The following is a 20,590-nucleotide window of genomic DNA, read 5'->3' as shown; positions in this document are numbered from 1 at the left end:
CGGCAGCGGCTCCGCGGGGGAGCCCTGCCGGCCGCTCGCCTCGGTCAACGGGTCACTGGTAGATGGGCTTGAAGCCGGCCGCCTCGAGCGCGTCGGCGCGTGTGGCGAACCAGGCCTTCTTGAACTCGGCCGGGTCGTCGATATCCTCCGCCATCACCTTTGCCCAGGCGTCCTTGAGAACCTTCTGGCGCTCGATCAGCCGGTCATTGTGGGCCTGGTGCTCGTCGGTCCACACGCCGGCCTCCTTGAAGTAGCGGATGGCGCCCTCGTGATAGGGGACGGCCCAGTCGAAGACCTGGCGGTCGAGCGCCCAGCCGTTGATGCCGGGAGAGGCGTCCTTGTAGGCGGGGAAGAGCTCGATCATGGCCTTGGTCATGGCATAGACGAGGTCGGGATCCTGCTCGTCATAGGCGATCAGGATCGGATAGGGATAGGCCGCCCCCTCATGCGGGTGCTCCTTCGACAGGGTCGCGCCCTCGCTGGCCGCATTGGGCAGGAAGAAGGGTGCGGCGTCCTTCAGGCGTTGCCAGCCTTCCTTGTCGTCATGGGGCAGCGGCGGCCAGAAAAGGCCGCGCGGCGAGGCCTCGAGCTGATAGGCGCGGCCCGAGGTCGTGGACGCGAAGGCCGCATCGGCCTGGTTGTTCACGATCCCTTCCCATGCCGCGCCGAAGCCCGGAAACTCCACCTTCTCCACATCGTCCCAGGTGAGGCCGCCGAAGGCGAGAATGGCGCCGATATTCTGGTTGAGCGCTGGCGAGCCGACGACCCAGGCCACGCGCTTGCCCTTCAGGTCCGCAATGGTCTCGATCCCGGCATCGGCGGCGGTCCCGACGGACAGGTTGCTGTCGCTGTTGGAGGCGACGAGCACGCGAACCTCCTGCGGGCCCCATTGCTTGGTGCCGAACTCGAAGGCGCCCTCCTGGGCCATGTAGCTCGCGCCGACGCCGGTTGCGGAGAATTGCACCTTGCCCGCGCGCAGGGGCACCTGGCGCGACACGTCGTTCTTGCCGGGCAGGACGCGCAGGTCGACGCCGAGCTTGTTCTTGAGCGCGCCGCCGATGGCGACGGCCTGGTTGTAGCCCGAAGAGCCCACATCGTAGGCGGTCCAGGCGAGCTGGTCTGGAAGCCCCGAACCCTGAGCGTGGACCGTGCCCGCGGACGCGCCGAACATGAGAGCGGTCGCGAGCAGGGCGGCGCGCGGGGCATATCCCATCAGTCGATGGATCGTGGCGGTCATTCAATTCCTCCCTTTCGGCCGGTGGTCCGTGCCGTGGACGGGGCCGTCTTGTCGGGCTCGTTGGGGTGGCCCCGGCTCTTCCGTGCAGTGTCGATTGAAATTGCGAAATAGAATATCGCAGAGAAAAATATCCTCCGCTAACATGGCGGGTAAAGCAAGCGCGGCGGTGCGGATTTTTTGCCTGCCGGAAGGGAACGCGGCGCGGTCCGTGAATCAGGGAGCGAGGGAACGCATGGGACGAGAGGTAGTGGTGACCTGCGCGGTCACGGGGTCGTTCGATACGGTGGCCAAGAACCCGGCCGTGCCGGTCACGCCGGAGGAGATCGCGACATCGGCGCTGGAGGCGGCCTCCGCCGGCGCCGCGGTGGTCCATATCCATGTGCGCGATCCCGAGAGCGGCAAGGCCAGCATGGAGTTCGCGCTCTATCGCGAGGTCGTGGAGCGCATCCGGGATAGCGGCAGCGATGTCGTCGTCAACCTGACGACCGGGGCGGGCGCCCGCTTCGTGCCGGACGAGACGACGCCGCGCATGCCGGGCCCGGCCACGACGCTCGAGACGCCGGAGGTGCGCATGCGCCATGTGGAGGTGCTGAGGCCGGAGATCTGCACGCTCGACATCGCGACGATGAATTTCGGCGAGCACGCCTTCGTCAACACGCCGGCCCATCTGCGCGACATGGCGAGGCGGGCGCGCGCGGCGGGCACGACGCCGGAAGTGGAGGTCTTCGATCTCGGCCATATCGAGCTGGCCAAGGTGCTCATCCGCGATGGCCACCTCGCCATGCCGGCGCTGTTCCAGCTCTGTCTCGGCATCCCCTATGGCGCGCCGGCGACGCCGGAGGCCATGATCGCCATGCGCGACGCGCTGCCGGCGGGTGCGACATGGTCGGCCTTCGGCATTTCGCGCCAGGAATTCCCGATGGCCGCTCTCTCCGTCATGCTGGGCGGACATGTCCGGGTGGGTCTTGAGGACAATCTCTATCTCGACCGCGGCGTGCTGGCGCCGAGCAACGCCGCGCTCGTCGAGCGCGCGGTGACGGTGGTGGAGCTCATGGGCGGTTCGGTCGCCTCTCCGGCCGCGGCGCGCAAGCTCTTCGGGCTGGAGGGTGCGCTCGTCTGACCGGCACGAAGCGGGCCTCTTGCGGTCCGGCAGGCGACAAACGCCCCTGTCTTCTGTATACGAGATTCGGAACAGGAGGCAGACACGAATGGCATGGGCACGTCGATCTTCCGGCAAGGGCCGGCTCGGGGCCGGGCACGCCCCGCTTCACGATCTGGTGCGCAAGGAGATCCGCGCCGCGATCGTCGAGGGGCGGCTGAAACCCGGCGACAGGCTGGTCGAGGACCGGCTGGCGGAGGAATTCGGCGTGTCGCGCAATCCCGTGCGCGAGGCGATCCGCGCGCTGAGCTCTGAGGGGCTCGTCGACGTGTCGAGCCGCCGGGGGGCCCATGTCGCCCATGCGAACATGCAGGAGGTGCGCGAGGCCATCGAGATCCGCGCGCTCCTGGAGGCGCACAATGCGCGCCTTGCCGCCCGCCACAGGACGCCGCAGGTGCTCAAGCGCGCCCGCGCCATCCTGGAGAAGGGGCAGGCGGCGATCAGTGCCGGGCGCGGCAAGAGCCTCAACGAGCTGAACGACCAGTTCCACCACGCGCTCGCGGAGGCCGGCAGCAACCGGCTCCTGTCGGAGGTGCTGAGCATGCTGCGCGTGCGCAGCGCGCTCCTGTTCTCGCCCGCCGATCCCGAGCGCCAGAAGCAGAACTGGGACGAGCATGCGAGCATTCTCAAGGCGATCATCGAGGGCGACGAGGATCGCGCCGCCCGGCTCGCCATGGAGCATGTGATCGGCGCGGGCGAGGCGCAGCTCCCCGGCGAGGGCGTGCGGAACGGCGAGGGATAGGGCCCTTCAGGCCGCGAACTGCCGGGCGAGCAGGATGAGTGCGGCGGTTGCCGACAGGCCGAGAACGGCCATGCGCACCATGCGCTGCGGCATGCGCCGGGCCAGCGGCGTGGAGACCCAGAAACCGAGCGACATCGGAACGACGAGCCACAGGCCGAGCGCCATGTCGTGGACACCGAACCGGCCGACCGTGGCCAGCGCCGCGATGGAGATGACGGTGCCGATGGCGAGGTAGCCGCCAATGGTCGCGCGCAGCGTCGACGCCGGCACGCCCTGATAGACCAGTGCGACCGGCGGCAGGCCGACCGACGTGATGGTGCCCATGAAACCCGACAGGAGCCCTGCGCCGAGGAGGGTTCCGGGCGTCGGACCGAGCGGCACCCTGGCAAGGCTGAGCGCCACGCCGCCGAGGATGATCGCGGCGAAGACGATGCCCAGCGCCTTGACCGGCAGGACGCCGATCAGGATTGCGGCGAGGATCGAGGTCGGCAGTCGGCCGGCGAGTGCGAAGGCCAGGCCCCTGCGGTCGAGATCGGCCGGCTCGCGCAGCACGGCCATGACGGCGATGACGAGGCCCAGAAACAGCATCGGCCCCGGCACGAGCTCGGGATGGACGATGGCGAGGATCGGCGCGGCGACCATGCCGAAGCCGATGCCGCTGACGCCCTGGAGGCATGCGCTGACGGCAATGAGAAGGCTCGCCGCTATCCATTCCGTTAGCGGAATGATCATTGTCAGATCTGTCATCTGGCGCTATTCGAAGTCAGATTCCGGGATTCGATATTTGTATACTGTATACAAATAAATCTGCCAATATCCCTTGTGTGGTATCGCTGCCGGCAGGCCGGGTCCTGCGTGAGATATGCCGTATGAGGCGTGGGGTGGCACGGGGCATGTGGGTTCTCGCCGGTCTTGCCGGCGGGCCGGGCTGTCAGCGGGTGACTGCCCCGGAGATGCGGCCGGCCGTGGCCGGTGCCCTGACGGACGGCACTCTCCGGGGACGTTGTCAGCCGCGATGGCCGCGCGAGAGCGTCGTGTCGAGCCTCTGGATGCCGGCATAGATGACCAGCGAGATGATGCCCAGAATGACGATCGTCGCCATCACCATGTCCATCCGGAAGATTTGGCTGCCATAGACGATGAGATAGCCGAGGCCCGCCTTGGACGCCTGGAACTCGCCTACGATCACGCCGACGAGGGCGAGCCCCACATTGGCCTTGAGCGTGGCGACGAAGGTGTGGACGTTGCCCGGCAGCACCACCTTCCGGAGGACCTGGCGGCGCGCGGCACCGAATGTGCGGGCGAGCTTGATTTTGTTGGCGTCGGTCTGGCGGAAGCCCGTATAGAGCATCAGGATCGTGATGAAGACGGCGACCGCGACGGCCACCGCGTAGATCGACCCTTCCGGCCCCAGCCAGATATAGAAGATCGGCACCAGTGCGATCTTCGGCAGGGCGTTCATGAGCACGAGGAACGGGTCGAGCACGCGCTCGGCCAGCGGGAACATCCACAGTGCCACCGCGACGGCGGTGCCGAGCGCCATGGCGATGGCGAAGCTCGCCACGACCTCGATCATGGTGACCGCGACGTGGAAGCCCAGATTGCCGTCCCGGACGAGCTCGACGAAGCCTGTCCACACCGCGCTGGGATAGCTCGTCAGCATCGGGTTGACCCAGTGCATGCGGGGCGCGAGCTCCCACAGGGCGAGAAAGAGCACGACGAGACCGATCTGGGTGGCGAGAACCATCCGCCTGTCGCGGCGCTGCCGGGCGAGCCAGGCCCGATAGGCGGGGCTCGCGGGCCGTCGCGCCGCCACGCCGTCCGTGTCTGTCGCGGTTTCGGTCATGGTTGCCGTGTTACTCGACATGGACTTCGAGCTCCCCCCATACGGTCTTGAAGAGTTGAGAGAATTCCTCCGCGTCGCGGGCCTTGAAGGCGGACGGGCGTTCGCCGCCCGCGCTCGGGAAGGAGATCGAATGAACCGCCTTTACCCGGCCCGGCCTGCGGCTCAGCACGATCACCCGGTCGGCCATGGCAATGGCCTCCGGGATGTCGTGGGTGACGAGGATGGCGGTCTTGCCCTCCCGTCGGATGATGTTGCCGATCTCGTCGGCGATCGACAGCCGGGTCTGGAAGTCGAGGGCGGAGAACGGCTCGTCGAGGAGGAGGATGTCGGGCTCGAGGCACATGGTGCGGGCCAGCGCCGCGCGCTGGCGCATACCGCCGGAAAGCTGGTCGGGGCGGTGGTGCTTGAACTCCTCGAGACCGTAGCGCCTAAGCAGCGTTTCCGCCCGCGCCCGGGCCGCGCGCATGTCGCCGCCGCGGATTTCCGGCCCGAGAACGGCGTTCTCCAGAATGGTCCGCCATTCGAACAGGCTGTCCTGCTGCAGCATGAATCCGACCGAGGGCGAGGGGGCCGTGACCGGCTCGCCATCGATCAGCACCTCGCCCGATGTCGGTCGGATGAGTCCGCACAGGAGCGACAGAAGGGTGCTCTTGCCGCAGCCCGACTGGCCGACGATGCTGACGAACTCGCCCTCCTCGACAGCGAAGCCGATGTCGCGCAGGGCCTCTGTCTCTCCCTGCGGGCCGAAATAGTGCAGCCCCACATGGCGGAACTCGATCTTGGGCGTGCTCATGGCAGCCTCCTTGAGCGGTTGCGGGTCTTGCGGTGTGCGCCCATCGCTCACTCGCCCGGCACGGCGCCGGCGAAGGAGGCGTCGACCACGCTCTCATAGGCGACCGTCTCGTCGGGTTTCAGGATGCCCGAGGCGATGAGCAGCTCCTGGAGCGCCTCGATGGCCTCCGGCGTGACGAGCGGGCTCGTCTTCCATATGCCGGCGTCGCGATGGCGTGTGACCGTGGCGGCGATCACCTCCTCCGACACGCCGGGGAAATAGGGGGCGAGCACGGTCGCGACCGACTCGGGATCGGCCGCCCGGACCCATTGCTGCGCCTTCGCGATGGCATTGGTGAAGCCCTGGACGATCCCGGGATTCTCGGCGATGTAGCTGTCGGTGGCGGCGAAGACCGTGTAGTCGATCTTGCCGAGCGCGTTGCCGACATTGAGCACGGGATAGCCCTTGCCCGCCTGCTCGATGGCCGTCACGTCCGGTTCGAAATAGGTGCCGAAATCGCCCTGGCCCGCCATGAAGGCGCCGACGCGCGCGGGGATCGCGATATGGGTGACGATGTCGACGTCCGTTTCCGGGTCGAGCCCGTGATCGCGCAGGATGGCCTCCAGATAGAGGGCGGGCGATGAGCCCTTGCGCCAGCCGAGCACCGTCTTGCCCTTCAGCATCTGCCAGTCGAAGTCCTCCACCTTCTCCCGGCTCACGAGGAACGAACCGTCCGTAGCGGTAAGGCCGGAGAAAATCTTGATCTTCTCCGGCGACTGGCCGTTCTGGATGTAGATCGAGGTCTCCGGGCCCACCAGCACGATATCGGCCGCCCCCGACAGGAGTGCGGCGGTCGCCTTGTCGCTGCCCTGGGCGGCGACGAAATCGAAGTCGATCCCCTCCTCCTCGAAGAAGCCCTTGCCGTCGGCGACATAGAGCGGGGAATAGAACAGCGAGTGGATGACCTCCATGAACCTGATCTTCGTGGGCTCGTCCGCGGAACCCGGTGCGGCGAGCATGGCAAGCATCATGCAGGTGAGGATGGCTGATCGGACGACGTGCATTTGACGAAACCCCTTGTCTTCGGTCCGGAGGTGCCGGACGGGCGGATGCGGTCGCCTCCGACACAGCAAGGGCCGTGCCATTTGCATTGAATCGTATTTGTCCACTGTATACAAAAAGCAAGTCCGATGATCCGCGGAATTCAGGGACATTTCGTGCACAAAAAGAGGGCATGATGCACAATTTTACGATGCCGGATTGGGCGATCGACCGTGTGGTCGCGCGTCAGGGGCGGGCTTCGGCCCATGGGGAGGTGCCGGCTTCGGCCACCGCGCTGGTGGTGGTCGACATGCAGAACTACTTCATGGCGCCGGGCTCGCGTGCGGAGGTGCCGAAAGCGCGCGCCATCGTCGCGAATGTCAACCGCCTGGCCGGGAGCCTGCGCGATGCCGGCGGGCTCGTCGTGTGGATTCGCACGCTGTTCACGCAGGATGCGCTCGACACGATCCCGCATTTCCACCACGAACTGATGACCCGGGAGGGCTTCGAGGCGCGCTGCGCGGCGCTCGCCGAGGATGCGCCCGGCTCCGCCCTCTGGCCGGAGCTCGATGTGCGCGGCGGCGACCTCGTCGTCGGCAAGACACGCTACAGCGCCTTCATCCAGGGCGCTTCCGATCTCGACGCGACGTTGAGGGGAAAGGGCGTCGAGGCGGTGCTGGTCGCCGGCACCATGACCAATGCGTGCTGCGAGTCCACCGCGCGCGACGCCATGATGCTGAACTACCGCACGACCATGGTGCACGACGCCAACGCCACGCTGCGCGACGACGAGCACGAGGCGGCACTGGTGAACTTTCACCTGTTCTTCGGCGACGTCGCGGGAACGGACGAGGTGATCGCGCGTTATTCCTGAACGGCCGTCCCTTGCGGTCCGGCTGCTTGACGTGGATCAAACAGCTCCCCCGCCCCGAGGGGCCATAATTCCTGTCAGGTCGTTGCTATGCGACGTGGAACCGACAGGAGCAAGCCAATGTCGAACAGGAAGATTCCCACGACACTCCTCGCCGCCGCCGTGATTGCGCTAGGGGTCGGCGGTTCCGCGCTTGCCGATGACGACGATACCGACGGCTATGGCTGGTGGCCCGGCTACGGCATGCATCACATGATGGGCCATAGGGGCATGGGTGGTCCGATGATGGGGTACGGGTCCGGCATGATGCTCGACCGGATCGACGGGCGGCTCGCCTTCATGAAGGCGGAGCTCGCGATCACGGACGCGCAGGAGGCCCAGTGGGACACCTTCGCCAAGACCCTCCGCGAGACCGCGCAGAGCCGCAACGAGATGATGACCCAGATGATGATGCAGATGCGCGACGGCGAGATCTTCAAGATGTCGCTGCCGGACCGGCTCGACTTCCGTCTGGGTCACATGGAGGCTCGTCTCGCGCAAATGAAGGACCTCAAGGGCGCCGTGGACCAGCTCTACGCCGTGCTCGACGACAAGCAGAAGGAGCAGGCCGACCAGGTCGTTCTCCCGATGATGGGCATGGGTATGGGCATGGGCCCAGGCAGAGGTATGGGACGGGGCAGAGGCATGGGCATGCAACGTGGCGGCGGCATGATGATGCCGCAGTGACGGGACGCGATTGTCCTCCTGCCCGCGTAACCCGCCGGTGATACGGGTTTTAGCCTGTGCCGGCGGGAGCGAGGAGAAAAGGTATGAAAGCCGTTCTCAGTATGCTTGCCGGGGTGGGCGGTGCCGTCCTTCTGGCGGTGACCGCTGCCGGAGCGTTCGCAAGTGTCGCCGCCGCGGCGTCCCTACCCGCTGTGGCTGGCACAACCCACGGGCAAACAGTCCAGGCGGATGCGCCGGTTCTCCTCGCCAGGGATGGCGGCAAGAGGTCGTTCCATCGCGGAGAAGGCCGTGGCTCGCGCCAATGGCGCCGTGGTGGGTCTCACTGGCGGGGCAACGACCGGGGTGGCGACCGGTCGCGCTGGCAGCGCAGCCGTCCGCGCTGGCACGGCGACCGCCGGCGTCCGCGTGGCGACTGGCATCACAGGCCGCCGCGCCGGCACCATTACGACCGGCACCGTCACGGTCCGAGATACAAGCATCGCCGCAAGAACTATCGCTACTATTACGGCGGCTGGTGGTATGCCTTCCCCTGGTGGTCGCCCTTCTACTGGAACGCTCCGTACTGGGGCACGCCGGCGCCGCGCTACAATGACCGCTGCGCATACTGGCACAGGCGGTGCGTGGAGAACTGGGGCTACAACAACCCCGACTATCGCGGCTGCATGCGCTATTACGGATGCTATTGAGGCGTCCAGCGCCTCGTATGCTGCGCGGCCAGGCTCACATGAGCCAGGCCGGCAGCGCCAGAGACAGGGCGGGAATCGAGACGAGCAGGGCCAGCCGGATCGCGTCGGCGAGCAGGAACGGCATGACGCCGGCGGCGACCGTTTCGAAGCGCAGCCTGTCGACCGATGCGGTGATCACATAGAGGTTCATGCCGAGTGGCGGCGTGATTAGCCCGATCTCGACGACGGAGACGACGAGAACGCCAAACCAGATCGGATCGTACCCCAGGGCCGTGACCATCGGAAAGACGAGCGGCAGGGTGATCAGCATCATGGACAGGCTGTCCAGGAAGCAGCCGAGAACCACGTAGATCGCGAGAATCGTGACGATCACCCCGATGGGCGGCATGCCCAGCGCGTCGATCCAGTCGACGATGACACGCGGCAGCGTCGACGTCTCGATGAAGAACTGCAGCACCGACGTTCCGATCAGGATCATGAAGAGCATGCCGGTCGTGGCCGCTGTCTCCAGAAGCGCCTCGTAGATCACGCGGGCCGTCAGCCGTCCGCGCGCCCAGGCCAGCGCCGCCGCGCCGAACGCGCCGACGCCCGCCGCCTCGGTCGGCGAGAAGACGCCGGCATAGATGCCGCCCATGATCACGCCGAACAGGACCAGGATCGGGAACATCTGGCGGATCGCGGCGGCGAACTCGATGCGGTCGGGGCGCCCGGTACGCGGTGCCCAGGAGGGCCGGAGCCTTACGGTTGTATAGACGGCCGCCATATAGAGCGCGGCGGCAAGGAGGCCCGGTATCATGCCGGCGAGGAACATCCGCCCGATGGATTGCTCGGTCAGGATGGCGTAGATCACCATGATGATGGACGGCGGAATGAGGATGCCGAGCGTGCCGCCGGCGGCGAGCGCGCCGGAGGTCAGCCGCCGGTCGTACCCGATCTCCGTCATCTCCGGCACGGCGACGCGGGCCATGGTCGCCGCCGTGGCCAGGCTCGATCCGCACACCGCGCCGAACAGCGCGCAGGCTCCGATGGTCGCCGATGCCAGCCCTCCCCGCCAGTGGCCGATCAGCGCATGAAGCGACTGGTACAGCGAGGCGGAGAGGCCGGCGCGCGATGCGAAGGCGCCCATCATCACGAAAAGCGGAATGACGGAGAGCGCATAGGAGGACGTCGTGACGAAGGGCTGCGAGCCCAGGATGAAGCCGAGGCTGAACCATCCGTTGAGCACGGTTCCGCCGACAATGCCGACGATGCCCATGGCAATGGCCACGGGCACGCGCAGGCCGATCAGGACAAGCAGGCAGATCAGTCCGGTCACACCGATGATTGGGGGCGACATTGCTATGGAACTCACCGTTGGTCCCGGCCGCGCAGGATGCGGACGACAAGCCAGAGATTGACGGCGGCCGCGATCGCGACGCCGGCGAGGAGGGGAAGCCAGTACCAGATCATCGGGATGCCGATGGACTGGCTACGGTCGCCATAGCTCAGTTCGGTCAACGCCTGGCGGGTGGAGAACCAGAAGACGCCGGCGAGGAACGCGGCCCCGAGGCAGGCGGCAAGGAGCCTCAGCCAGCGTTGTGCACGCTCCGGCATGCGGCTCGTGAACACGTCTATGGAGACATGGCTGTCCGTCGCGAAACCGTAGGGGATGGCGAGCATCGCCCCGATCATGGTGCACAGGGTGACGATGTCGGTCAGCCCCTCCACCGTGAGCGTCGTCGCTGTGCGCAGCACGATGTCGGCAACCGTGAGCATCACGGCGACGACGAGCGCTGCGGTGCCCGCCAGGGCCAGATAGATGGTCGACTGTTTCATGATGGGCTCATGACGGCATTGGCGGGGTCGGGCCCTCGACCCCCGGGGCCGGCACATGTGGCCCCGGGGTGCAAGGGAGACGTCACTCGCACTGGGCGACCGCCTCGCGCATCGTGGCGTAGAGCGCTTCGGCCTCCGCCTTGTCGAGGCCCGAATTCTCCGCGAGATAGGTATCGATCACGCCTTTCAGCTTCTCGCGCCATTCGTCGCGCGTCTCGGCCGACATGGGCGTGATCTCGTTGCCGTTCTCCTTCGCCGCGTCGATGGCCTCCTGGTCGGTTTCCGCCCACCATTTGCCCCAGTTCTTGTCGAACCGTTCCGCGCTCACCTCGTCGATGATCTCGCGGATGTCCTCTGGCAGGCTGTCATAGCGGTTCTGGTTCATCAGCGTGTACATGCTGACCGGGTTGATGCCGGCATCCAGATGGTATTTCAGCACTTCCCAGAGCTTGAAGGCACCGACCGGGCCCCACGGCATCACATTGCCGTCGACCACGCCGCGTTCCACGCTCTCATAGATCTCGGTGGGCGGCATGCCGACCGGTGTGGCGCCGATATACTCCAGCATGGCGGTGATCGCCGGCGTCGGGGTGCGGATGCGCATGCCCTTGAGGTCCTCCAGCGTCTCCACCCTGGTCTTGGTGTGCACCGCGCTCGGTTCGGTGACGGTCAGCGACAGGATATGCGTGCCGGGGAAATCCGCCTTCACGTCGTCCTTTACCGCCATGAGGGCGCAGGTGCCGACCTCCGCGTCAGGCACGGTGAACGGCAGCTCGATCAGCACGGTGCGCGGATGGCGTCCGCGCGGAATGGCGGGAATGCCGACCGCCACGTCGACGACGCCCGTGCGCACCTGGTCGAACTGGCGCGTGGCGTCGCCGAAGGCGGAGCCGGCGGGAAAGAAGGTGAAATGGACGCGGCCGTCCGTCTTCTCCTCGATCTCCTTCGCCCAGGGCTCCAGCGCGATCTTCTGGATGAAGTGCGTGGAGGGGAACATGGTGGAGATCTTGAGCTCGTAATCGGCGGCCTGCGCCGGTGGCGCCAGGCCGAGTCCGGCGGCAACCGCCATGAGAGCCAGTAGTCGTTTCATTGTTTCCTCCCTTTGCTTTTCTCTTGTCGGTCCGCGCTCAGCCATCGGCCGGAGCGGCCTCGCTGTAGTCGATCAGCTTCGATTTGTACTCGCTGCGGGGCAGGCTGCCCCACGGCACGGGCACGATCTCGGTGGTGACGACGAGCTTGTCGCGGATGCGCTGCCTGATCCGGCCGACAAGGGCGTCGCGATCGTCGAGGCCATCGGCAATCTCGACGAGCACCTTCAGCGGCGGCGTCTGCTTGACGCCGTGACGGCCGGGCCGGACCGCGATGACCCCGCTGACGGAGGGCGCGAATTCGTTCACAACCTCGCGCAGGGCCGAGGGGAACACGTTGACGCCGCGCACGATCAGCATGTCGTCGGTGCGCCCGAGGCAGCGCACGCGTGGCGAAGTGCGCCCGCAGCGGCAGGGTTCGGTCGAGACCTCCACATGATCGCGCGTGCGGAATCTCAGGAGCGGGGCGGCGCGGTGGCGCAGATGGGTCAGGACCAGCTCGCCGCGTGCGCCGTCCTCCGTGGGGACGGCACTGCCGGTCTCCGGATCGATGAGCTCGAAATGCACGAAGCCGCGTGCGCAGAAATGCATGCCCGCCTGCTCCTCGCACTCGCCCCATATGGAGGCGCCGATATCGCCGATGCCCATGGCCTCGGTCACCTTCGCGCCCCAGGCCGCCTCGAGCTGGGTACGCATCGCCTCTTCGCCGCCGCCCGGCTCGCCGGCCACGAGAATGCGTTCCACCGAGCTGGCGGGAAGGTCCATGCCGCGCTCGCGCCCCCATTCGGCGAGATGGAGCGCATAGGACGGCGTGCAGGCCAGTATGTGGGGCTTGAGCAGGCGCACGGCCGCCATCAGCCGCTCCGTGTTGCCGGTGCCGACGGGGATGTGGCACAGGCCGAGGCGATTGAAAGCGTCGAGCGCCGCACCGGCGACGAAGGGGCCGGCATTGTAGGTCGAGACGATCCGGTCGCCGGCCTTAGCGCCGGAGGCGGCATAGCTGCGCGCCGATGTCCGGACCCAGTTCTGGAGGTCGGAGGCGGTGAGGGGAATGTAGCTCGGCGTGCCGGTCGTGCCGCTTGTGGAATAGATGCGGACGATGTCCTCCATGGGCGCGGCGAGATGGGTGCCTATGGGGTGAGCGTCGCTGCGGCTTGCGCGCAGCTCGTCCTTTTCCGTGAAGGGAAGGGCCGCGATGGCGTCGAGCCCGCCGGCATCGTCCGCCGAGGAGAGGCCCGCGGCGGAGAGCTTGTCCCGATAGAAGCGCGACTGTTCGAACAGATAGCGGATCTGCTCGCGATAGAGACGGTCGTCGCCGGCCGCCTGATCGGCCCAGGGCGCGCTTTCGATCTCAGGCTCGTGCATCATCGGTCGCCGGGCTCCCCTTCGCTGTCGCCGTCATAGGCGATGGCGGCCTCGCCCCGGGAAGCCATGAGGAAGCCGATGGGCCTGTCCTGCTCTTCCGCGATATGGGCGAGGAGGCCGGCCGTTCGGGCGAGAATGGGGATCGCCTTGATCATGGCAGCGGGAAAGTCGAGATCGAGCAGGATTGCCGCAATGGGCATGGAGACGTTCATTGGCAGCGGCTTGCCCCAGGCTTTCGCCACGGCCGGTGCGAAGCGGCGCGCGAGATCCACATGGGCGCCGGCAATGCCGCGCTCGTCGGCGAGCGAGAGAATGCGTTCCGCCCTCGGATCGATCGGTTTGTGCAGCGGATGCCCGAAACCCGGCATCTTCCCGCCCGCGCCGTGCGTCTCCTGTGCGATGGCGGCGACGGCGTCGTCAGGGCTTTCGCCGGCATCGACCCGCTGTTTCGCCTCGCTGAGAGCCTTGCCGCACAGTTCCGATGTGCCGAGCACCACCGTGCCGCAACCGAGTATGCCCGCGGCAACCGCCGCCTGGAGCGATTGCGGGTCGGCGTCGTAGGTCATGCGCGAGGCCTGCACGGTCGGCGTCAGCCCGTGCTCGGCTATGGCGACGAGGAGCAGGTCGAGGAAGAACCTCTGATCGGGGGTCGCGTCCCGCCCCGTCACGAGGAAATAGAAATAGTCCGTGAAGCTCATCCGGCCCATGAGGTCGGCGCACAGGTCGCGCCCGCGGATCTCCACATGGTCGGCGCTTGCCGTACAGATGGCGGACCTGGCCGCTCCCGGTTTGCCGATCAGCACATGCCGTCTCCCTGGTTGCCGCAGATGCGAGCGCCCGCCGTATGGCAGACCGGATGTATCCGGTCTCTTGCGGTTTCGCCCTGCGTTTCCGTCCCGGCCCAACGAGCGATCGTCGTTTGGGCATTATTGATGGGCAATATTGTAGGGCAATAATGTCCAGGTCAAGCTTGCAGATTGCGAACGGACGGTCCAAAAAGACGTTTTGGGATAAGGAGCAGCGCCCATATGTCAGCCGCCGATCAGGATATGGTCGCGAACGGGTCCGCCGCCCGGGGCGGGACGGTGGATCGTCTGGTGGAGCACTTGCGCGACGGCATCATCAACAGCCGCTACGCGCCGGGCCAGCGTCTCATCGAGGCCGATCTCACCCGCGAGATGGGGGTGAGCCGCGGCCCGCTGCGCGAGGCCTTCCGCCGGCTGGCCGCGGAGGGGCTTCTGGAGATCGTGCCCAATCGCGGGGCGTTCGTGCGCCGGCTGTCGTTCCGGGAAATGACGGAGCTGTTCCAGATCCGCACCGCGCTGGAGGCGCTGGCTGTCCGGTCGGCGGCGCTCGCCATCGACGAGGATGGCAACCGTGCCCGCTTCGAGGCCGCGATCGCGCCGATCTGGAACGAGGCCCCGCGCCTGTCGGGGGCGGCCTATCACGAGGAGAACCGGCTGTTCCACCAGGCGATCTTCGATATTTGCGGCAATATCCAGCTGACCGAGCTGGCCCGTCAGTTGCAGCTTCCCCTGATCATGCTTCAGCTCTCCGGCGTGATGACGGGCGACATGTATGCCGATTCCGTGCTCGAGCACCGCGAGATCGCGCAGGCGATCCTGAACGGCGATCCGGACGCCTCCGAGAAGGCCCTGCGGCGCCATCTCGACCGTGCCGCCAAGATCGTCGAGGACATGCCGCGCACGATCTTCCGGAGCTGAGGCGTCTCGGAAGCGGCGGTCCGTCCTGTCCGAAAAGAGAAGGGGGCCGGTGGGCCCCCTTCAACATGTCTTGTCCGCGGTGCGATGCGATCAGGCGAAGCGGAAGTCGTCGGCGGACAGGTCGGACGCCGCCACCCCGTCGAGCAGCACGGCGTTGTTGCCGCTGTCGTCGAGGACGAGGACAGTGCCGCCGTCGATCTCCTCCAGTGCCGCGAGGACGTCGTCGAAATCGCCGAAGTCGAGTGCGGACAGGTCGATGACGTCGCTGCCGGCCTCGAAGTCCGTGACGATGTCGTTACCGGAGTTCTCCGCGAAGACGAAGGTGTCGTCGCCGCGGCCGCCGGTCAGCATGTCGTCGCCTTCGCCGCCGTCGAGCGTGTCGCGGCACCATCCGCCGTCGAGCCGGTCGTTTCCGGCACCACCCTTCAGCAGGTCGCGGCCGAAGCCGCCATCGAGGGCATCGTCGCCCTCGCCGCCGGCGAGCGAGTCGTTGCCGAAGCCGCCAGCCAGCATATCGTCGCCCTCGCCGCCGTCGAGACGGTCGTCGCCGAAGCCGCCGTCGAGGTCATCGTCGCCGTCGCCACCCTCGAGCTCGTCGGCGAAAAGCCCGCCGCGGATGTCGTCGTCGCCATCGTCGCCGAAGATCCGGTTCTCCTCGAAGAAGGAGCCCTTGAGCGTGTCGTTGCCGGGGGTGCCGACCGTCCAGTCCTCATGGGCGTCGGCCTCCTCGACGGTCACGGTGACGCTTGCGGTGTCCGTGCCGCCCCTCCCGTCGGAGACGGTGTAGGTGAAGGACGCCTCGCCCGTGTAGCCGTCCTCCGGCGTGAAGACGACATTGCCGTCGTCGTCGAGCGCGACCGTGCCGTGCTCGGCGTCCTGCACCGACAGGATGTCGAGCGTGTCGGCATCGGCGTCGGTGTCGTTGGCCAGAAGCGTCGCCGCGGCGATGGTCGCGGCAAGCCCGGCGTCGACGGACACGCTGTCAGCCGCCGCCGACGGAGCCCGGTTCGGCTGGGCCCGCACCGCGACATGCACGGTGCCTGTCGCCTCCCCGCCGCGACCGTCGGAGACGGTGTAGGTGAAGGAGGCGTCTCCGGAGAAACCGTCCTCCGGCGTGAAGACCACCTTCCCGTCGACGATCTCCACCGTGCCGTTCTCGGCATCCTGCACAGACAGGATCTCCAGGGTGTCGCCGTCCGCGTCGGTGTCGTTGGCCAGAAGCGTCGCTGCGGACACGGTCACCGGGCTGTCCTCGAGCGCATAGAGCCGGTCGCTGCCCGCCTTCGGTGCGGTGTTCTCGCCGGCCTCGATCTCGATCTCGACCGTCGCCGTGTCCGTGCCGCCCTCGCCGTCGGAGACGGTGTAGGTGAAGGAGGCCTCTCCGGTGTAGCCGTCCTCCGGCGTGAAGACGACATTGCCGTTGTCGTCGAGCGCGACGGTGCCGTGCTCGGCGCCCTGGACCGACACGATCTCGAGCGTATCGCCGTCGGCATCGCTGTCATTGGCGAGCAGCACCGCCGCCGCCAGGGTGAGCGCCTCGCCCGCACCGGTCACGAAGCCCTCGTCGTCGCCTGCGACCGGGGCCTCGTTATCGCCCGGATCGACGGTGTCGGCGGCAAGGGAGACGACCTGCACGTCGTCGAAGGCGACGCCCGCGCTGTCCCAGGAGAACAGGCCGACCGTGCCCTTGCTCTGGGCGTGGGTCTCGATCGGATAGGCGAACAGCGCGTCGCCGTCCACATAGGCCTGGATCTGGTTGTCGACGACCTCGACGCGGAGATTGAACTCTTCGCCCGGCGTGTATTTGGCCGGGAACTGGTTCAGATAGCGCTCGACGCCGTCCTTGACCTCGATGAGCTGGAACAGGCTGCCCGCCCCGTTGCGCGGATTGCGGTCATAGTCGCCATTCGCATCGAGCTCGATCTTGTAGTAATTCTCCGGGTCCTGATAGTAGAACATCAGGCCGAGCGCGCCATTGTCGGGCGTGACGATATTGGCGTCGACGGCGTAGTCGCTCCACTCCATCGCCGCGTCGTCGTCGAACAGCGCATAGGTGCCCTTGCGCAGGACGTTCACGCCGTCGCCAAGCGGGCTCCAGCCCTTCTGCCAGTTGTCGCCGGCGGATGCGCCCTGCCATTCGAGCTGGCGGCTCTTCAGGTCGGAGAGCTGGGTGAGCCGGCCGTCCTGAAGGTCCCAGTCCGACGACGTGCCGTTCTCGCCGACGCCGCCGAACTCGCCCTCGTCCACGATGGTCCAGCGCGACTGCCAGTCGCCTGCACCGAAATCGTCGGAGAGGAGCACCTTGTCCTTCGACACGGCGTCGACGATCACGGTGTCGGTCGCGACGTCGCCATTCTCGTCGGTCACCTCCAGCGTGACCGGCTGGCGGCCGGTCTCCAGCGTCACCTCGGCGGACTGGCCGGTGGCCAGCACATTGCTGTCGGCGTCCTTCCAGACGAAACTCGCCTCGCCCTCGATGCCGAAGCTGGCATCCGCGTCGAGCGCCACGGTGACCGAACCGTCGCCGTCCGTGTCGATGACCCGCTGGTTCTCGCCGGCATGCGCGGTGAGCGTCACCGGGTTGACGGAGACGGTGTCGAACTGCGAGCTGCGCTGGTTTCCGGAGTAGAAGCCGACCGTGCCGCCCTGAAGCGGGGCCTCGTCGACCACCGGGCCGAACACGCTCTTGCCGTCGAGGAAGACGTTGACCGTGTCGCCCTCCACGGCGACCTTGACCGCCATGTCGCGCGACCAGGGCGTGCCGGCATGGGTCTCGGCCAGCACTGTCTCCTCGCCGCCGGAGACACGGACGAGGGAGCGCGTATTGGTCTCGCCGTTGAACACCACACGGTAGTGGTTGTCCTCGTCCTGATAGTAGAAGACGACGCCGATATCGTCATTGTCGGTGGTCTTCAGCGTCGCCTCGTAGACGTAGTCGCTCCAGCCCTTGGCCTCCTGCGCGCCCCAGACGAGGACGTTGTTGGCGCTGTCGGACTGCTCGAAGACACGGCCTTCCGGCGCGGCCTGGCCGTCCTCGGCGGTGTCGCGCGAGGCGGCGGAGCCCTTCACGAGGAAGCTGCCGATCCCTGAGCCGATGGAGCCGGGGGCGGCGGTTGCATTGCCGAACTCGTCCGGCATGCCCTGCGCGGAGAAGTCGATCTGCACCGAATAGTCCGTCGGCTTCTCATCGGCGATGCCACCGGCCTTGGCGCCGCCGAGCGCGGCGATCTCCTGGTCGGTATAGACCTTGTCGGTGAACAGCACGCTGGAGAGATAGACGTTGGACGTCTCGCCGTTCTCGTCGGTGAACAGCAGCACGCCCTCGCTCAGATCGACCTCGTAGCGGTCGGCGGGCATCGTCTGTGTGCCGACCTTCGTGCCGTCGATGAACTTGGAGATGGTGACGTCCTCGCCCGACTGCTCGACCCGGAAGACGATCCGGTGCCACTCGTCGAAGCTGAACTCGCCGATGCCGGTGTAGTCCTGGTTGATGCCGATGCCGCGGGTGCTGTGGAGGAAGAACTCCGCATCGCTCGCATTGGTGAGATCGGTCTGGAAGAACGAGGTGTAGGTGCTCGCGCTTTCTTCCGGGATCAGCACATCGAAGCCGAGCGTATAGCTGTTCACCGTCGTGCCGGCGGGCAGCGCCTGCTGTGGCGCGACGCGCAGGCCCTGGCTTGAGGACAGGCCCGGCAGGAAGGTGACGCTGGCGTTCTCGTCGCCCGGCAGGGCCTCGATGCCGAACGCGTCGGTCGTATCGAAATCGACGGCGACATCCGGCCCGGGGCGCGCCCAGCCATCCGCGTTGCCGTCATTGAAGTTGTCGACGAGCAGCGTGTCGTCGTTGGCGACCACCACCTTGATCTCGTCGATGGAGGCCCGGCCCTGCGAATCGGTGACCTTCAGCGTGAAGTCGTGCTGGCCGGCGCCGAGCTCCAGCGTCGGCGTCGCACCGGTCGCGACCACCTCGCCGTCCTCGTTGAGCCATTCATAGGTCAGACCGCCGTCGTCGGCCGGGTTCAGCGTGCCGTCGCCCTTCAGCGTGACGTTCGCCTTCGCCTCGCCCGAGGCGGCGGAGACGAACTGGTCGTCGCCGGCCTTGGCGATGGCGACGAGCTCCGGCGTGCCGAGATCGACACCCGTGATCGTCTCCTGCTGGCCGCGATAGGGGCCGGTCAGGCCGTCACGGTCGAGCTCGCCGTCGCCGCGGGGGGTGTCGAGATAGTCGTCGAGCTCGGTGAAGTAGGTTGAGGTGTAGACGGAATCGTTCTCCGGATCGATGGTGAGCAGCCGGATCGCACCGTTGCCGCCATTGCTTCCCGAGCCGAGGCCCGCATCGCTCGTGATCTCGCTCGACACGCCGTTCTGGTAGTTCACCATCATCTGGTGGACGGGATTGCCGAACTGGTCGTAGCTCACCAGCGTTTCCGCGCCGTCGCCGAAGATGTGGCCGGAGAAGGTGAAGCTCACATTGGAGTATTTCTGGACCAGCTCGCGATAGATGGTCTCGCCGTCATTGGCGCCCTCAGGCGAGTTGCCCATGCCGTAATCGTAGCCGGTGCCCTCGTCGTAGAGCGGCGCGCCGGTGGCGTCGTGGCGCCCGGCCCAGGTCATGTAGGAGTGGTTCACGACGATGACGCGGTGGTCGAGGTGATCCTCGATCACCTCCGAGGCCCAGCGCAGCACGTCGTCGCGCGGGCCGAACTCCACGCTCAGGACGAGCCAGTCCGTGCCGTCGGGCGAGGTGAAGGTGTGGTAGTTGTTGGCGCTGCGCTCGGGTTCCTGGTCGTAGACGCCGCCGAAAGTGTCGTTGACCTCGGCCTGCTTGTCCGGCGAGAAGCGCGTGTCGAGCGGGTCGGTGGAGTGGTTGGCGGCGTTGCCGGTGTTCTGGTCGTGGTTGCCGGGCGCGAGCGAATAGGGGATCTCGCCGTCGAGGATGCGCAGCGCCTCTTCCGCATAGGGCCAGTGATAGGTGTCGTTGTTGTTGGTGGTGATGTCACCAACGTGAATGACGAACTCGATGTTCTGGCTGTCCTTGTTGTCGACCAGCCACTGCGTCATGTTCTTGAAGATATCGACGCCGCCGGGATTGGTGTAGTCCTGCGTGTCGGGCAGCACGGCGATCGTGTAGGCGTTCTCGCCGGTGACGCGGGCACGCACACTGTCCGTCACGCTGTCGCCATTGCCGTCGGTCGCGGTGATCTTCAGGTCGGTATGGCCGAGGGTCTCCAGGAAATCGAGGGTCAGCATGCTCCCGTCGAGCGTCACGGCGGCGACGGAGGGGTCGCTGCTCTCGACCGTGAAGGTGAGGTTCTCGCCGGAGAAGATTTCGTTGAGGTCGATCACGCGGTTCTCGCTCCCGCGCTTGACCATGAAATCCAGAATGGGATTTGTGAGGGTCGTCATCGAATCCGTCCTGTTTCGTGAAGACGAGCCGGCCTGCGCCGCGGAGTGCATGCGCTCCCGACCCATCGTCCCTGGTGGATGTCAGCGTGCTGGTTGGCCGGGCGCCTCTGCC

At 66.8% G+C, this 20,590-nt stretch carries 17 protein-coding genes; 6 read left to right on the top strand and 11 right to left on the bottom strand.

From position 1 onward, the window contains the following. Positions 1 to 52 precede the first annotated feature (52 nt). Complete coding sequence (locus HW532_RS09255) at positions 53 to 1,237, bottom strand: TAXI family TRAP transporter solute-binding subunit (RefSeq protein ID WP_213164093.1); 1,185 nt, start codon at positions 1,235 to 1,237, stop codon at positions 53 to 55. 232 nt (positions 1,238 to 1,469) lie between these two features. On the opposite strand from HW532_RS09255, the gene HW532_RS09250 reads away from it, so the two are divergent. Together HW532_RS09250 and HW532_RS09245 are read left to right on the top strand one after the other, a co-directional pair. After that, positions 1,470 to 2,357 (top strand): beta-keto acid cleavage family enzyme, encoded by an 888-nt coding sequence (locus tag HW532_RS09250; protein WP_213164092.1) that lies wholly within the window; start codon positions 1,470 to 1,472, stop codon positions 2,355 to 2,357. Between the two features lie 88 nt (positions 2,358 to 2,445). Further along, positions 2,446 to 3,138, top strand: a complete 693-nt coding sequence (locus tag HW532_RS09245; RefSeq protein ID WP_213164091.1) for a GntR family transcriptional regulator — start codon at positions 2,446 to 2,448, stop codon at positions 3,136 to 3,138. A gap of 6 nt (positions 3,139 to 3,144) precedes the next feature. Here HW532_RS09245 and HW532_RS09240 read toward each other — a convergent pair whose 3' ends face one another. From HW532_RS09240 to HW532_RS09225, 4 genes are all read right to left on the bottom strand, one after another. Next, a complete protein-coding gene (locus HW532_RS09240; RefSeq protein WP_213164090.1) occupies positions 3,145 to 3,885 on the bottom strand; it encodes a sulfite exporter TauE/SafE family protein in 741 nt (246 codons plus the stop codon). A 259-nt stretch (positions 3,886 to 4,144) separates the two neighbouring features. Further along, a complete protein-coding gene (locus HW532_RS09235) occupies positions 4,145 to 5,005 on the bottom strand; it encodes an ABC transporter permease (protein ID WP_246479771.1) in 861 nt (286 codons plus the stop codon). Further along, positions 4,995 to 5,777, bottom strand: a complete 783-nt coding sequence (locus HW532_RS09230) for an ABC transporter ATP-binding protein (protein WP_213164089.1) — start codon at positions 5,775 to 5,777, stop codon at positions 4,995 to 4,997. Before HW532_RS09230 ends, HW532_RS09235 begins: the two co-directional genes overlap by 11 nt. Before the next feature lie 47 nt (positions 5,778 to 5,824). Next, the gene (locus HW532_RS09225) at positions 5,825 to 6,820 is read right to left on the bottom strand and encodes an ABC transporter substrate-binding protein (protein WP_246479769.1); all 996 of its coding nucleotides are present in this window, start codon (positions 6,818 to 6,820) and stop codon (positions 5,825 to 5,827) included. A 170-nt stretch (positions 6,821 to 6,990) separates the two neighbouring features. Here HW532_RS09225 and HW532_RS09220 point away from each other — a divergent pair, with 170 nt between their 5' ends. The 3 genes from HW532_RS09220 (at position 6,991) to HW532_RS09210 (ending at position 9,080) form a co-directional block, all read left to right on the top strand. Further along, positions 6,991 to 7,671, top strand: coding sequence for a cysteine hydrolase family protein (locus tag HW532_RS09220; RefSeq protein WP_246479767.1), 681 nt, complete (start codon positions 6,991 to 6,993; stop codon positions 7,669 to 7,671). A gap of 117 nt (positions 7,672 to 7,788) precedes the next feature. Further along, on the top strand, positions 7,789 to 8,394 hold the full coding sequence (locus HW532_RS09215) for a Spy/CpxP family protein refolding chaperone (RefSeq protein ID WP_213164088.1): 606 nt from the start codon (positions 7,789 to 7,791) through the stop codon (positions 8,392 to 8,394). 83 nt (positions 8,395 to 8,477) lie between these two features. Next, complete coding sequence (locus tag HW532_RS09210; protein WP_213164087.1) at positions 8,478 to 9,080, top strand: hypothetical protein; 603 nt, start codon at positions 8,478 to 8,480, stop codon at positions 9,078 to 9,080. Positions 9,081 to 9,114: 34 nt separating this feature from the next. Here the strand turns inward: HW532_RS09210 and HW532_RS09205 are convergent, their stop codons facing one another. The 5 genes from HW532_RS09205 to HW532_RS09185 form a co-directional block, all read right to left on the bottom strand. Then, positions 9,115 to 10,416, bottom strand: a complete 1,302-nt coding sequence (locus HW532_RS09205; protein ID WP_213164086.1) for a TRAP transporter large permease — start codon at positions 10,414 to 10,416, stop codon at positions 9,115 to 9,117. 11 nt (positions 10,417 to 10,427) lie between these two features. After that, a complete protein-coding gene (locus HW532_RS09200; protein ID WP_213164085.1) occupies positions 10,428 to 10,895 on the bottom strand; it encodes a TRAP transporter small permease in 468 nt (155 codons plus the stop codon). A gap of 82 nt (positions 10,896 to 10,977) precedes the next feature. Beyond that, positions 10,978 to 11,985 (bottom strand): TRAP transporter substrate-binding protein, encoded by a 1,008-nt coding sequence (locus tag HW532_RS09195; protein WP_213164084.1) that lies wholly within the window; start codon positions 11,983 to 11,985, stop codon positions 10,978 to 10,980. Between the two features lie 37 nt (positions 11,986 to 12,022). Beyond that, complete coding sequence (locus HW532_RS09190) at positions 12,023 to 13,351, bottom strand: phenylacetate--CoA ligase family protein (RefSeq protein WP_246479765.1); 1,329 nt, start codon at positions 13,349 to 13,351, stop codon at positions 12,023 to 12,025. Beyond that, positions 13,348 to 14,151, bottom strand: coding sequence for a citryl-CoA lyase (locus HW532_RS09185; RefSeq protein WP_213164083.1), 804 nt, complete (start codon positions 14,149 to 14,151; stop codon positions 13,348 to 13,350). Before HW532_RS09185 ends, HW532_RS09190 begins: the two co-directional genes overlap by 4 nt. Positions 14,152 to 14,376: 225 nt before the next feature. On the opposite strand from HW532_RS09185, the gene HW532_RS09180 reads away from it, so the two are divergent. Next, on the top strand, positions 14,377 to 15,072 hold the full coding sequence (locus tag HW532_RS09180) for a GntR family transcriptional regulator (protein ID WP_213164082.1): 696 nt from the start codon (positions 14,377 to 14,379) through the stop codon (positions 15,070 to 15,072). Positions 15,073 to 15,162: 90 nt separating this feature from the next. Here the strand turns inward: HW532_RS09180 and HW532_RS09175 are convergent, their stop codons facing one another. Further along, positions 15,163 to 20,478, bottom strand: coding sequence for an Ig-like domain-containing protein (locus HW532_RS09175; protein ID WP_213164081.1), 5,316 nt, complete (start codon positions 20,476 to 20,478; stop codon positions 15,163 to 15,165). Positions 20,479 to 20,590 lie beyond the last annotated feature (112 nt).

Origin of the sequence: Kaustia mangrovi (assembly GCF_015482775.1) — a bacterium.
GTDB classification, from domain to species: Bacteria; Pseudomonadota; Alphaproteobacteria; order Rhizobiales; family Im1; genus Kaustia; species Kaustia mangrovi.
Note: the sequence above shows the minus strand (reverse complement) of the source record. Positions and strands in the feature narration are given on the sequence as shown.

What these genes read in the sequence shown, in the direction of transcription:
- HW532_RS09230 (WP_213164089.1), bottom strand. Translation starts at nt 5,777, where the DNA reads ATGAGCACGCCCAAGATCGAGTTCCGCCATGTGGGGCTGCACTATTTC.
- HW532_RS09195 (WP_213164084.1), bottom strand. Translation starts at nt 11,985, where the DNA reads ATGAAACGACTACTGGCTCTCATGGCGGTTGCCGCCGGACTCGGCCTG.
- HW532_RS09235 (WP_246479771.1), bottom strand. Translation starts at nt 5,005, where the DNA reads ATGTCGAGTAACACGGCAACCATGACCGAAACCGCGACAGACACGGAC.
- HW532_RS09210 (WP_213164087.1), top strand. Translation starts at nt 8,478, where the DNA reads ATGAAAGCCGTTCTCAGTATGCTTGCCGGGGTGGGCGGTGCCGTCCTT.
- HW532_RS09240 (WP_213164090.1), bottom strand. Translation starts at nt 3,885, where the DNA reads ATGACAGATCTGACAATGATCATTCCGCTAACGGAATGGATAGCGGCG.
- HW532_RS09255 (WP_213164093.1), bottom strand. Translation starts at nt 1,237, where the DNA reads ATGACCGCCACGATCCATCGACTGATGGGATATGCCCCGCGCGCCGCC.
- HW532_RS09180 (WP_213164082.1), top strand. Translation starts at nt 14,377, where the DNA reads ATGTCAGCCGCCGATCAGGATATGGTCGCGAACGGGTCCGCCGCCCGG.
- HW532_RS09200 (WP_213164085.1), bottom strand. Translation starts at nt 10,895, where the DNA reads ATGAAACAGTCGACCATCTATCTGGCCCTGGCGGGCACCGCAGCGCTC.
- HW532_RS09215 (WP_213164088.1), top strand. Translation starts at nt 7,789, where the DNA reads ATGTCGAACAGGAAGATTCCCACGACACTCCTCGCCGCCGCCGTGATT.
- HW532_RS09225 (WP_246479769.1), bottom strand. Translation starts at nt 6,820, where the DNA reads ATGCACGTCGTCCGATCAGCCATCCTCACCTGCATGATGCTTGCCATG.
- HW532_RS09250 (WP_213164092.1), top strand. Translation starts at nt 1,470, where the DNA reads ATGGGACGAGAGGTAGTGGTGACCTGCGCGGTCACGGGGTCGTTCGAT.
- HW532_RS09205 (WP_213164086.1), bottom strand. Translation starts at nt 10,416, where the DNA reads ATGTCGCCCCCAATCATCGGTGTGACCGGACTGATCTGCCTGCTTGTC.
- HW532_RS09175 (WP_213164081.1), bottom strand. Translation starts at nt 20,478, where the DNA reads ATGACGACCCTCACAAATCCCATTCTGGATTTCATGGTCAAGCGCGGG.
- HW532_RS09245 (WP_213164091.1), top strand. Translation starts at nt 2,446, where the DNA reads ATGGCATGGGCACGTCGATCTTCCGGCAAGGGCCGGCTCGGGGCCGGG.
- HW532_RS09190 (WP_246479765.1), bottom strand. Translation starts at nt 13,351, where the DNA reads ATGATGCACGAGCCTGAGATCGAAAGCGCGCCCTGGGCCGATCAGGCG.
- HW532_RS09220 (WP_246479767.1), top strand. Translation starts at nt 6,991, where the DNA reads ATGATGCACAATTTTACGATGCCGGATTGGGCGATCGACCGTGTGGTC.